The sequence below is a fragment of the Legionella sp. D16C41 genome (assembly GCF_048541585.1).
Lineage (GTDB): Bacteria > Pseudomonadota > Gammaproteobacteria > Legionellales > Legionellaceae > Legionella_C.
Genome location: NZ_CP183304.1, coordinates 187,048 through 199,953, shown reverse-complemented (window position 1 = coordinate 199,953; position 12,906 = coordinate 187,048). Strand labels below are relative to the sequence as shown.

Here is a 12,906-nt window from a genome sequence, read left to right as displayed (position 1 = left end):
CTAATAATTTTTATTTGAAATTATGAGGAATTTCAGTGATATCTACTGGTAATTGTTTTTCATTTTCTTGATTAATAATTTTTCTACTATAAGCAAAGAAAGTAGCTTGGCTAAGCAAAGAAGGTACTTCAGTCGTTGAATATAACATATAGTTTAAGTTAGCAGCTAAGCAGGGATTAAGTTTATGGCTTTCTTCTTTTAAAACCATTTTAAGCGCTGGAGAGTTATCTAGCCTTAAATAATTAATAGTAGGTGGAAGTGCGTTAAGAATCTTTTTTAACTCCGAATAGCTATAAGGATTACCTCGTAAATCAAGGTGAGTAATGTTACTAGCAATAGAGGTTAGTATAGCTATTACTTCAGGGCTACTTAAACTATTATACTGTAATTCCAAGTAAGTTATTGTATGAGGAAGCGTTTTAGAGATTTCTATTAAGTCCGAAATTTTTTTATAGCCAAGCCCGTTTAAATTCATGCTTAAATGCCTAACTGAAGGAGGGATAGCTTTTAAAATTGTTTTTATTTCAGTGATTATTCTATAGCTAAATTGATTACCATCTAAATCTAACTTAGATGTAGAATTGGGAATAATTGTAAGAGCTTTTGCTAACGCAACTGACTCTTTAGGTAATTTTAAAGAAAAATACATTATTGATACCTTAAATTTTACAAAGTTTAGGATAAAATCCCGATTACAAAATATAAAGGTGGCAATTATATTTACATACTTTATTTTAATAAAGCATGTAGGTTAGTAATCATAAGTTTTTTATTAAATACTTTCTATCATTTAGTTAATAGATTTTATTGCCTTAATAAAATATTAATTTTTTGTTGGTATGCTTAACAAAATTAATTATCTTATTTTTATTAAATGCAACGTAAGAGAGAAACTAAGTTTAATCAGTTTTATGATTTCAAAACTGCGCAAAAATGGCCAAATGAGCCTGTCTATATGGGTTCTTTTAAAGGGCCATTAGGTGATATACAACACAGTTTAGCAAAGCCAACTATTAACAACGAAATAACTTATTTTAAGCTTCCGGGAGCAAAAAATATTTTCTATCCTGAGGCAGCTTATCGTTTATCTATAGACAGTGGTAAATGGAGCTATAAAAAAAATCAAGCTTATTGGGCAGGCGCTATGATTGCTAAAAGAAAGTTTCAATTACTAACTCCGCTACATTTTTATAAAAATAAACTTGCTAGTTATTGGGGCGGAGGGACAGTAAGTGAATTATTATGGCTTAGTGATAATGGTTATATTTTTGAAGCAAAAAATGGGCTATTAATTGCTAGGCCTCCTGTTCATAAAATTATAAAGCCTATCTTACACAATTATGCTTACATGAATAAGCAAGATCCAATATTGCGCCAAGCTATGAATAACTTTTTACAAAAAGTTCCTTTGTCATTATTAAATTTAAGTATAAAAACTAGCGAAGTTAATGATTGTCAAAACCAAGATAAACAAACTGAACAACCGCAAATAAATGAAAGTTTTAAACTCTGTAATATCTTATAAATTTAAATCTTAAAGTTCTATTGTTAAATATTAAGCTTCCCATGCAATCAAATTAAGTCAGACTTCCATAAAATAAGTTAAAGCTAAAAATAAAGCGTTGCTTATCACTAATAGCTTATAAGCATTTAAAATTTTTAAAAAAGTGCTATATGTTAATGACACATAAATAAGAGAAATGGAGTTGAAAATGACAATAAAAAGAATATTGTTATTAGGGATAATGTATGTTGGCACCAATGTGTATTCAGGTATTGTTCCCCCCTCTTCAGAACAAGTTGGCCGCTTAAGAATCACCAATCAATGTACTAGCCCTTTATGGATACAGCAAGATCATGTACATACTACTAAAGATCCTGTTGTGGTACAAATTCCGCAAGGGCAAGCCTATGAATATTCTATACCTGATATTGGACTTGCTGCCACAAGGTTTTGGCCTAAGCGAGATTGTAATGCCTATGGTTATGATTGTAAATTAGGTGAGTCGACTGCGGTGCCTGACGCAATAGCTAGAGGAATTCAGCATGGGCCATTTGCTCCAGACATAAACAGTAAATTTGAAGCAACGTGGGGATGTTTACAATCTATTTTTAATCAAAACCCTGCTTTATGTGCCGTTAATCCTAGTGCTCCGTCTAGTCATCTCGGGCCAGAAACTTGGTGGGATGGGTCGGCAGTTGATGGTTATACATTACCCTATACTATTATCGTTAAAAAAGATCAAGCAACCTGTAAGGATTCTGCAACTGGCCGAACAGTTTCTAATCCAGGTGTAAATTGTGGTAAGTTATCTCTAGATTTATGCCCTGGCGATGAGAATCTATCAACCAATGGAAGATATAATATTATCAATGGGGTTGATGTTACCCGCGTTAATTTACAATGGCTAGATAATACTACCAAAAAGCCACTGGGCTGCTTTAGCCCTTGCTCTAAAATGACCATGTCTCAAGGTAGTGAAAATGGTAATATGTCGGGTGGCTGGAGCAGTATATTAGGTGGTTTAAATCCACAATCACCACAAGCACAAATGTATTGCTGTCCAACTCCACCAGTCTCTTCAGAAGCTTGTCGAGCCGGTGTAGCACCTAATAGTGCTTATTCCATTTCAGTTCACACCCAACAGCAGTGTGATGCTTATACGTATGCTTATGATGATGCTAAAGGATTAACCCAATGTGGTGCGCAAACCCAGTTTGAAGTGGTCTTTTGCCCCAATTCTACGCCACCAAATAATACGGTATCAATGACAATGATTATTCCATCTCAGGTTAGTTTGCAAGTTGATGGTAAGTTAGTAGCTAATAAGCAAGTAGTTACCATTAGAAATGGTTCAATCATTTCATCAGTAAGCTCACCTGGTTCTTCATGCATTTTAAGTGTTAATGCGCAATCTCAAGTTGCTGGGACTAGCGGCTCGTTATGCGCTAAGTTAAAATTTGATAATACTAATAAAAGTATTACCTACACTAGTGATAGTAATACCGTGGCCTTCTTTTTAGGTATACCGCAAGGAATGTCAGTTACTATCAATAATCAGACAATCCGATGGGATGCACCAAATAAAACAGTCTATTTTTCGCAAGGCACTACTTCTATGAAAATTACAGGTACTAAAAATACAGTTCGCACATGTCCCGTAACGCTTAGCGGAAAAAATCTTACTTGGCCTGCTACCTTTGATTGTCAAGGATTAGTTAATAATGGGGGAACTTTATATTTTCCGGCCTTTTAAATAAAAGATTGGTAGTAAACCTCTACTAGGCTAATAGTTGGGCTATTAAAATAGCTCAACTAAACTAAGCCAGCCAACCGCCATCAGCCGTGATACATTGCCCGGTGATGAAAGTAGCTTCGCGACATAGCCATAATACCATTTTTGCAATCTCTTGAGGCTGTCCACCCCGACTCATGGGAATAACATCAAGCATTTTTTCTTGGAAATACTTAGGATGTTCTTTAGACATTCTAACTGCCATTTCAGTCATTACTAGGCCAGGGCAAATAGCATTGACTCTGATATTATCACGCGCATATTCTCTAGCAGCTGTTTTACTAAGCATAACAACGCCAGCTTTAGAGGCGTTATAAATTCCTATGTCTTCAACTGCTTTTAATGCCGCTACCGAAGCTGTATTGATAATAACACCACGGCCTTGTTTTCTCATATAAGGAATTTGGGCCTTCATACCAAGCCATACACTTTTAAGATTAATGTTAATAATCCGGTCCCAGTTTTCCTCTTCTACATCAATAAGCCTCATTGGCTTTTGTTCGATGCCTGCATTATTAAAAACATAGTCTAGCCTGCCATAAGTATGAATAATTTGGTTCATTATGCTTTTATGATCTAGATAACTGCTAACATCGGCTTTAAAATACATAGCAGTACCGCCAGAACGAATGATTAAATCTCTTGTTTCTTCGCCTTTTTCTGATATATCTGCTATTACTACGGTAATATTTTGCGATGCAAATTCAATTGCAGTAGCTTTACCAATTCCTGAGGCAGCGCCAGTAATTAAAATAACTTGATTATTCATATTACTATTCTAATTTTTAAATATTAATAATTTCACAATTTGATTTAAATGAGCCAGATCGTTAATTTTATAATATGTACAAAATGTTTGGTATGATACCATTTTTTTAAAAAATGGACAATTTGACAAAATAGTAAATAACTAATGTGGAGATTAAAATAATTTTAAATACAAATTATATTATAAAATTATCAATAAGTTATGTTTAATTACTACAGGTAAATTGTGGTATACAACTATAACCTAGGAATTTACTTTTTGTATTAACTGGCGGTAGTTTAAAGTCAAATACACTGACACCATAGATTTGTTTTCCTTTATAAGTTCTACCGTCACTTGCGCCAACCATTAATGGTTCGCCTTGTTTATCTTTACCTAGATATAACATAACATGCGTAGCAGAAACGTTGTCTTGCACTGCATAAGTGCCACTCCAAAATAGTAAATCGCCTGGTTTAAGATTTGAAAATTCAGTAGTATTAATATTGTTAGTAGTTGTTGGATGGAAAGAGCCATACTTCAGTACCCACTGATATAATCCTTCAGAAGAGCGGGGAACAGATTTTATACCAAGCTTGGTTAAAAGATAATAAATAGTTCCTGAGCAATCCATTCCACCTGTTGAGGGATCAGCTGAACCATATTGATATCCTAGATGTTGATTAGCTAAATCTAGCGCAATTTTAATTGCTTTTTTTACATTAGGTGGATTTAGATCAAAGTTTGCTAAACAGTTTACAGAAATGGTTGTAGAGCCGTAATTAATATTTTCAGCCCAAACTAAATTACAAAAAAACATGGCAAACGTAAGGTAAAATTTTAACATAAAAGCCTAATAAACTAAGCTAAAAAGTAACTTAATTATGTCTTAACTAAACTTATTAAGATATAAGTCCACTTAGATAATAGCGAATTTTCTAGCTTATTTAGTAAAGTGATTATTTATGCAGTTGATAAATGACTAGATATATAATTCGGTTTCTTAAATGGCTAAATTAAAGTTAAAGGCTATAAAGCCGAAATATAAGACATTCGATAATTGTTGTTAAATCCTAGAATAAATTTAACTAAAATAATTTTCATAATTTAGCTAGAGGAAAAAATGATGAATAAAATCATCTATCGTTTTCTAATAGTATTTATTTTCTTTTTTAATTCAATAGGGCAAGCTGAAGACAACTCTTTGCCAATTAATTTACAGGCAATGCTTAATAAAGGTGGCTTTGGTTTCGCAAACTTAGAGCATCATGAGTTAGGTGACGCTGTTACTTTAAGAGGTTTACAAAATCCAGGCTCTAACTTAATTTTACCTAATGGTGTAGAAGTAACTTATGGTGAAATTGTTATGCTTGCTGGTGATTTATTTGGTAATCCTAAATATCCTATTTCAAGTTGTTCCTTGGCTTTTCCAAAAGATTGTTTTAATGCTCAATTTAATACGCTTGCCTTAGCGCCAGGCAATAAAGTTTTAAAAGAAATTAATCAGCTAAGAAGTTTTTTTGTAACGTTATCTAAAGAACTACAGCAGGCTAGAGAGCAAGGGCAAAGCGATTGGGATTTTTACGCCAAGAAAGCTAATGAAATAACAACAAAGCTAAATCGTCTAACTGGTGGTGGAAGTTTTATTAGTGATTATATTCCTTTTGGACAATATTTTTTACTAGCTCAAGTTAATTTTGATCATTTTGTTCCTGATTCTTTAAAAGCATATCAAGTTGGACACCAAGTGGCGCTAGAAACAGCGCTTAAAGCTTATCAATTACGTTTAAAAAATAAGCTAGAGCAGGCTGATAAAGTGTTACAACTTGCCTATGCACAAAATGCTTTTGCCAATCACTACTTAAGTGATTCTTTATCTTCAGGCCATATGAGAACACCTAGAAGGGCGGTTGCAAATATACCCCTACCTCCTATCGTAAACTTATTAATTGCTAATTTAATGCATGATGAAGATTGCCAACAGGGACTATGGGTAGTTAATAGAGAGGGTACTAATTGGATAACTTATGGTGATGGTAATCTTTACAAAGATGATAATACTTTTCACCGTGAAATGATTATAAAGATTATGCAATTATCAGCAGATAGTATTTATGAAACATTTCTGTCAGGTAAGTTACCTAATACTTTTCCAGAAATGGGCTATCTACCTTTATATGAGCGTATTAATGAGTTAAATAATACTTCTCCACTATTTAAAGTGGAAGGTAACAAACTTCTTAAGCGCGAGAAAAATTTTGATCCGTTTGATTACCATTGGACAGAAGATTGGAGTCCACTTATTACTTTATTAGAATTTCAATCTAAAAAGAAATAATAATTTTTAAAGCCTATTGCTAAATAGTTAAAGCAACACCTTGTGATATACTAATTAACTTCAGTTAATAGTAACTTTATTATGAACATAGACTTAATGCCTATTACAAGATTTGCTAATTTAAAAGACGTAGAAGCTATTGCAAACGTACATATATGTTCTTGGCAAGCTATGTATAAAGAATTTATTCCAGAAATTGTATTGCAGGCACTGTCTATAACAGAACGTATGCAACAATGGCATGATTTAATTAAACAGGGTGTGCAGGTTTTGATTGCCGAAGTTGATAATAAAATTATTGGTTTTGCAAGTATTTGTGCTTTTCGCGATAAGATGGCGGAACCATTAAATGGGGAGATAAGTGCTATTTATTTACATCCCAATTATTGGCGTAAAGGGTTAGGTACTAAACTTTGTCTAGCTGCATTAGGTCAGTTAGCTAACTTAGGTTATCGAGTTGTTTATCTCTGGGTACTTGCAGATAATAAGCAAGCACGTCAATTTTATGAATTCCTCGGTTTTGAGCTTACAAGCCTTACTAAAATGGAAGAATTTTATGAAGGCGGTGCACTTTTACAAGAAGTACTGTATAAAAAAATTTTATAATTTTCCCTAAATATATTTACCTCTATTAATAAATTGCAAAGTAATTATATTCATCATAAACTTCCTAAGCTCAGTGATTTTGTAAATTAAGTGAGCATTTGGCAGCCATTAGAAATTTGTTATATTGCTAATACTAGCTATTTTACATCTCTAAACTGCTAAGTAAAAAAATTGATGTCAGTAAATATACAGGAGTATTAATGATCAATCGCATAATTTTAAAAACCCTTGTCGGATTAAATACCATTTTTTTTGCTACATTCGCTCTAGCGAGCCCTCAAGCTATGATTACTCATAATCTCACAACCACAACTACTAATGCCTATGTTGATGGTATGGCGGCTCCCGAACCTGCAGCTCCTAATTCAACTACTAGAGTGCCTTGGCATATTGTTAAACTTGGTTGTCATAAACATAGAACAGAGGGCGTTTGTCCTGCAGTAATTAAAATGGATATTGATAGCGATTCTGCTATTGAAATTGGTACTTTATATGTAAATTTAGATAATGGCGTTATTACACCGGCTAAGATCTCAGCACATGGTTTTGCGGTCTATGTAAATGCGCCTGGAGAGATTACTGTTGTATCAGAATAATGAGTTATAAAGATTGACTAACTTATTTTATTTTTGCTTATTCGTTGGTTTGCTTAATTAAGTAAACCAATTATTCTCTTAAGCCTTAAACTATACTAAGTAATAAGTTATCTTAAGAACTAAATACTTATGAGGTTATCTCAAGGTCTGAAAAAGTTAATAACTGCCACCTTTTTCCTTACCACGTTAACAAGCTATGTATTTTCAGCACCTACCCAACTCATTATAAGAAAAGTGCCTGTAGAAATAAATGGTAAAACTGCTGATCTATATAGAATTGAGCAGCCAGATGGTACTTGGGGTTTTTCAGGTACGGAAGGGCAGATTTTCGATGCTGAAGTTAAAAATGAAACCGATTCCCCAACTATTATTCATTGGCATGGTTTGCTAGTACCAAACAGCCAAGATGGGGTGCCTTACGTTACTCAGCCTCCTATTATGTCTGGCAAAAGCTATCATTATCGTTTTAAGCTTAAGCAATCTGGAACTTATTGGATGCATTCTCACTTAGGCCTACAAGTTCAACAACTTTTATCAGCCCCTTTTATTATTAAAGCCTCTAATGAGCCAACAACTGATAAGGACATTGTAATGTTTTTAAGTGATTTTTCTTTTAAAAGTCCTGAAAGCATACTTGCACAATTAAAAAAAGGAACCAACCTAAAACCTATGACAGGTAATGAAAACAATTTAACAGTAACTCATAAACAAATGAATATGACTATGTCACCAGCGGATAAGAGTCAGCCAGATATTAATGATGTTAATTATGATGCTTTTTTAACTAACTATAAAACTTTACAAAAGCCAGACATTATTTTTATTAAGCCTGGCCAAACTGCCCGTTTACGCATCATTGCTGGTGCTGCGATGACTAATTTTGTAGTTAAATTAGGTGCTTTACAGGGAAAGCTTATAGCTGTAGACGGGCAAAATATTAAGCCTATATTTAATAATCAATTCCAAATAGCAGTCGGGCAACGATTAGATATTCTTATCAGAATTCCTCCGGGACAAGGTAGTTATCCTATACTTGCGCAAGGTGAGGGTACTGCTATGCAAACAGGTCTAATTTTAGCTACTGAGAAAGCAAAAATTATTTTTCCTCCAGAGAAGGTTAAAACGTCAGAGAAAGCGTTTGATTATACACAAGAAGTACAATTGAAATCCTTAAAGCCATTAAAAAAAGAAGTCCCAGGCCAAATACTTACAGTCAGTTTAGATGGCAATATGATGCAATATATATGGCAAATAAACAATCAAGCCTGGCCTAAAGTTACTCCTTTAACTGTAAAATCAAATAAGCGAGTAGAAATGATTTTTATTAATCGAACTGACATGGCTCATCCTATGCATTTACATGGTCATTTTTTTGAAGTCACAGAAATAGATGGTCATGTCATTAAAGATGGCGCCTTGCATGATACCATTTTAGTATTGCCGCACTCGACTGTAAAAGTACAATTTGATACAAATAATCCGGGTAATTGGGTTATGCATTGCCATATGGCATATCATCAAGAAAGTGGAATGATGACTTTTATTCACTATGAAGGTACGAACATACCGGATTTATCAAAAGCTAAATAAATTTTCTTAGAATAGTAACAGATTATAATTTACCCCATTCTTTACAAATGGGGTAAGAAGGAAACTAAGCAACTAGAGCATTAACTTCCAGTAACTCCACCTGTCGCACCACCAGGACAAAAAGTTACTGTGTAATTGACACTGTTAATATTAGAACTATTGTTAATTCGACAAACAAAAGTACTGCTCATATCGTCAAAGGGATAAGTATAGGCAGATGGACAAGCTTTTTTCATCCATTCTATAGTAGGTAAAACATAATTGAGCCAATTTGGATTTTGGTTAACGCATTGCTTAGTATAAGTTGCATTGGGAACTGGAATACCTAATTGATCCCAATTTTCGCAACCGCAGCAAGTACTTGGCGCGCCATCTTGGTAACAAGAACCTACTTGAGTACATTGATACAAATTGGTAATTGTTAAATTTTGTTGTGGCGCAGGTAAATGTTGATTGCAATTAAATGGTGCGCCATAGTTATTTTGTACGCCACAAATCTGATTGGCATTCCAATAACCGATAATGGCACCACATGTTTTTTGCAGTAAAGGATTTTTACCAGGATTGAAGCTTAATCCACAAACATTTGGTGCTTGACAGTCGCTGTTAGCAGTACAAGCATTGCCGCCTGGCCTTACTCGATTATATTCAACTAATGGCGGGTTCATTTTCCATGAACAAGCTCCCATTGAATTTGAAGAGGTAACAGCACCAGGATTTCCACAATTATAAGGATTATTTGACGGCGTACCTGATACAATAGGAGACATTTGAACAGGTATATTCATGCCATTTACTAGTTCAATATCATAGAAATCAGGGTTATTTAAATTCATGGTGATTTCTGCTTGAGTTGCGGGCTGTTGAAAACCTCTTCCAGCAGGGCATGCACCAGTACCTCCACCGCAATCAGCTGTTTCGCATCCCGTACCAGTACAATTTGTTCTTCCGGCAATAGCACCACTCCAAGCGGCAGTCAAGCCTGAATATATAGGTATTTGCACCGTATTAGTACCACCATTTGCTGCTAATTGAAAATTATTATTTGCTGGTGCTGGATTCTTCCAAAAACATTGATTGCCGCCGGCTCCCCGATTAACACATGTAGAACCTGGATTACAATCTGCATCACTATTACAAGCTCTGCCAGGTGGGTTAGGAGTGGCACCACTAATAAACCCAAACCAAACTGGGAAAGGACAACGGTTTACAAAATTAATAGTGCGTGCATTACCTTGGTTAATAGGACTATAGGTAACAGTTAAAGCAGTATCATTTGGAGTGTGAAGCGGACTAGGCGCATAAGAAGTGTTATATCCACTTTCTGTAGACGATACAGTGTAGTTATCTGCTGGCAAATAAAGGGCAGAGCCATTACGTACATTTTTACGTATTGTATAATTACTTCCGGTTAAGATAAGTGTTTCTATTGTATTAGGAGAATTAACTAACGAAACTTTAACACGTGAGGTAGGAACTAAATTATAAGATAACTGTTTTGAGGTTACTTCTGAGGCTGAAATAGTTGCTGTCATAGAATTAAAGGCATAATACTGAGAGCCTTTGCTTACTGGCATAGCTGAAACGGTGTAACTTCCTGGCATCAATTTTATGACTTCCCACGTAGTTCCCCAAGTAACTCTTTTTGTTCGAGTTGTGCCAGCTCCTTCAATGGTTATTACGGGATTCGTAAGCCCCTCTATTGGGGATGCCGGTAAAGTAATGTCTAATGTACCTGTCCCTTGGAGAGATACTTGTGCAAATCTTTTTATTTTAAAATCATGAGGTGTATCTTTATTGTCAGTATTTAATTTAAGCTGCACTGACTTGTTAGGCGCTAGTAGAAAGCTATCTTGAATCGTTAAATTATATGTATTATTAGCTTGTCCATCATATGATTTTTCAGTTTTTGCTATTAGATTTAATTTAACATTTTTCTCAGTAGCAATTGCACTATATACTCTACCTAAAAAATGAAAATTAATAATTGTATTATTTAGATTAATTGGTTTGTTAGAAGTATTAGTCAATAATAATTGGTTATTTTTAAATTCTACTTTTAGTACTACTTCAGTAGGTTTGTTTTTTACTTGTGCCACTATTGGAGCAGCAGTTAATGGCGGAGAAAAAGTAAAAAATAAAATAAGCGTATAAAAAATATATTTAAGATCCTTCATTATAATTATCCATCCTTAAGAAATATAATTTTGCAAAAATAATTTAATCTATTAATATTGTTTTTCTACTAACTAGATTTAGCTCCTAAAATAATTTATTTACTATATAGTAAATAAATTTATTAATAAGTTAAAACAAATTAGTTAAAAAGTTTAACTGATTTTAATATTGAAAATTAAATGTTATGAATTTTAAAGTGATTTATTTTATGACAATTAAATAGTAAGTTTATGAATAATATAAATATTTTATTTTTATTTAATGTTTATTAAAATTTACTAAAGTCTTATTTAATTCTTCCTTTTTTATAGTAAAATTATTGCTACCTTATTATATTATTCTAGATTTAATCTGGCTTAAGGGACTTTGCCGTAATGCAACAAATTGTTATTATTATACCAACTTATAACGAAGCTGAAGTTATTGAAAAAACTGTAAGAGAAATCTTTCGAGAAGCAGCAAAAATTTTTAACAAAACAATTCAGATACTTATTTTTGATAGTGCGTCGACTGACGGTACGCAACAAAAAATTATCCAATTGCAACAAACTTACCAACATCTTCATCTTAAAACTGAAAGCCAAAAAAGTGGCTTGGGATCAGCTTATTTGCAGGCTATGCGTTATACTTTAGATGAGCTTAATGCAGATGTAATTATTGAGTTTGATGCAGATCTTTCTCATCAGCCACAGTATCTTTCTGCCATGCTTGAGCAATTAAAAACATGTGATGTGGTCATAGGTAGTCGTTATATTAGTGGTGGAAGTATTCCTAAAGATTGGGGGGTTAAACGTAAGTTATTATCTGTATTAGGTAATTATACTGCACGTTTTATACTTTCATTTAAATATAAAGATTGGACGAGTGGTTTTAGAGCTTCTCGTACGTCCATATTATCGCAAGTACTTCCAACTCATTTCTTATCTAATCAATATGCTTATAAGCTTCATTTATTGTGGCTTTTACATAAAAGGAAAGCGAAAATAAATGAGTATCCTATAGTTTTTTTAGATAGGAAAATAGGTAAAAGTAAATTACCGAGTAATAGTATTTTTGATTCTCTTAGAGTTTTATGCTTATTACGTTTCACTGAGTTAAAGACATACTTTAAAATGTGTGTAGTTGGTATTAGTGGTATTACCCTACAATTTATTACTTTTAATTTACTGCGTTTTTACTTACCAGTTCTTACAGCCACTCAGTTAGGCGTATTAATTGCTTCCCTTAACAATTTTATTTTAAACAAACAGTTTACTTTTAAGCGACATCCCGTCATTAATAGAATGCAAAAGTTAAAATCATTTTTACTTTTTATAGTTTATTCATTATTGATGATTTATATGCAGGGTTATTGGTTACATCTTGTTACAAGTTATATCGGCCAAGGTATATTAAAAGAAAATTTAGTTTTGCTAGGCGTGACGATAATTACCTCTTTTATAAATTATTTTACATATTCTAATTTTATCTGGCCAAAAATAAAATTTAAAGAGCCACTAAATAAAAGATCTTTTATTTAATGAGTAAATAGCTAGATAATGAAAACTATAAATT

11 protein-coding genes are annotated in these 12,906 nt (G+C 33.3%); 7 read left to right on the top strand and 4 right to left on the bottom strand.

The window, feature by feature from the left end; all coding sequences use genetic code 11:
• Positions 1-10: 10 nt before the first annotated feature.
• Positions 11-649 (bottom strand): hypothetical protein, encoded by a 639-nt coding sequence (locus ACNVED_RS15605; protein WP_419421294.1) that lies wholly within the window; start codon positions 647-649, stop codon positions 11-13.
• Between the two features lie 225 nt (positions 650-874).
• Between ACNVED_RS15605 and ACNVED_RS15600 the strand changes: the two genes are divergently transcribed.
• Positions 875-1,525 carry a hypothetical protein gene (locus ACNVED_RS15600; protein ID WP_419421293.1) on the top strand — a complete coding sequence of 217 codons (651 nt, stop codon included), beginning with the start codon at positions 875-877 and terminating at the stop codon, positions 1,523-1,525.
• A gap of 187 nt (positions 1,526-1,712) precedes the next feature.
• Positions 1,713-3,257 carry a hypothetical protein gene (locus tag ACNVED_RS15595; protein ID WP_419421292.1) on the top strand — a complete coding sequence of 515 codons (1,545 nt, stop codon included), beginning with the start codon at positions 1,713-1,715 and terminating at the stop codon, positions 3,255-3,257.
• 64 nt (positions 3,258-3,321) lie between these two features.
• Here ACNVED_RS15595 and ACNVED_RS15590 read toward each other — a convergent pair whose 3' ends face one another.
• Entirely contained in the window at positions 3,322-4,065 is a 744-nt protein-coding gene (locus ACNVED_RS15590; RefSeq protein WP_419421291.1) for an SDR family NAD(P)-dependent oxidoreductase, read from the bottom strand.
• A 205-nt stretch (positions 4,066-4,270) separates the two neighbouring features.
• A complete protein-coding gene (locus ACNVED_RS15585) occupies positions 4,271-4,891 on the bottom strand; it encodes a C40 family peptidase (RefSeq protein ID WP_419421290.1) in 621 nt (206 codons plus the stop codon).
• Positions 4,892-5,170: 279 nt separating this feature from the next.
• Between ACNVED_RS15585 and ACNVED_RS15580 the strand changes: the two genes are divergently transcribed.
• From ACNVED_RS15580 to ACNVED_RS15565, 4 genes are all read left to right on the top strand, one after another.
• Complete coding sequence (locus ACNVED_RS15580; protein WP_419421289.1) at positions 5,171-6,382, top strand: phospholipase; 1,212 nt, start codon at positions 5,171-5,173, stop codon at positions 6,380-6,382.
• Positions 6,383-6,463: 81 nt separating this feature from the next.
• On the top strand, positions 6,464-6,988 hold the full coding sequence (locus ACNVED_RS15575) for an N-acetyltransferase family protein (RefSeq protein ID WP_419421288.1): 525 nt from the start codon (positions 6,464-6,466) through the stop codon (positions 6,986-6,988).
• A gap of 200 nt (positions 6,989-7,188) precedes the next feature.
• Positions 7,189-7,584: a hypothetical protein gene (locus ACNVED_RS15570; RefSeq protein ID WP_419421287.1), complete on the top strand. Its 396-nt coding sequence runs from the start codon at positions 7,189-7,191 to the stop codon at positions 7,582-7,584.
• 129 nt (positions 7,585-7,713) lie between these two features.
• A complete protein-coding gene (locus ACNVED_RS15565; protein ID WP_419421286.1) occupies positions 7,714-9,174 on the top strand; it encodes a multicopper oxidase family protein in 1,461 nt (486 codons plus the stop codon).
• An 80-nt stretch (positions 9,175-9,254) separates the two neighbouring features.
• On the opposite strand, the gene ACNVED_RS15560 is transcribed toward ACNVED_RS15565, so the two are convergent.
• Positions 9,255-11,351, bottom strand: a complete 2,097-nt coding sequence (locus tag ACNVED_RS15560; RefSeq protein ID WP_419421285.1) for a thaumatin family protein — start codon at positions 11,349-11,351, stop codon at positions 9,255-9,257.
• A gap of 375 nt (positions 11,352-11,726) precedes the next feature.
• On the opposite strand from ACNVED_RS15560, the gene ACNVED_RS15555 reads away from it, so the two are divergent.
• The gene (locus ACNVED_RS15555; protein ID WP_419421284.1) at positions 11,727-12,872 is read left to right on the top strand and encodes a glycosyltransferase; all 1,146 of its coding nucleotides are present in this window, start codon (positions 11,727-11,729) and stop codon (positions 12,870-12,872) included.
• The last annotated feature ends 34 nt before the right edge of the window (positions 12,873-12,906 follow it).

Bases quoted from the DNA above. Each gene is read 5' to 3' on its own strand.
- ACNVED_RS15605 (WP_419421294.1), bottom strand. From the start codon at position 649: ATGTATTTTTCTTTAAAATTACCTAAAGAGTCAGTTGCGTTAGCAAAA.
- ACNVED_RS15600 (WP_419421293.1), top strand. From the start codon at position 875: ATGCAACGTAAGAGAGAAACTAAGTTTAATCAGTTTTATGATTTCAAA.
- ACNVED_RS15595 (WP_419421292.1), top strand. From the start codon at position 1,713: ATGACAATAAAAAGAATATTGTTATTAGGGATAATGTATGTTGGCACC.
- ACNVED_RS15590 (WP_419421291.1), bottom strand. From the start codon at position 4,065: ATGAATAATCAAGTTATTTTAATTACTGGCGCTGCCTCAGGAATTGGT.
- ACNVED_RS15585 (WP_419421290.1), bottom strand. From the start codon at position 4,891: ATGTTAAAATTTTACCTTACGTTTGCCATGTTTTTTTGTAATTTAGTT.
- ACNVED_RS15580 (WP_419421289.1), top strand. From the start codon at position 5,171: ATGAATAAAATCATCTATCGTTTTCTAATAGTATTTATTTTCTTTTTT.
- ACNVED_RS15575 (WP_419421288.1), top strand. From the start codon at position 6,464: ATGAACATAGACTTAATGCCTATTACAAGATTTGCTAATTTAAAAGAC.
- ACNVED_RS15570 (WP_419421287.1), top strand. From the start codon at position 7,189: ATGATCAATCGCATAATTTTAAAAACCCTTGTCGGATTAAATACCATT.
- ACNVED_RS15565 (WP_419421286.1), top strand. From the start codon at position 7,714: ATGAGGTTATCTCAAGGTCTGAAAAAGTTAATAACTGCCACCTTTTTC.
- ACNVED_RS15560 (WP_419421285.1), bottom strand. From the start codon at position 11,351: ATGAAGGATCTTAAATATATTTTTTATACGCTTATTTTATTTTTTACT.
- ACNVED_RS15555 (WP_419421284.1), top strand. From the start codon at position 11,727: ATGCAACAAATTGTTATTATTATACCAACTTATAACGAAGCTGAAGTT.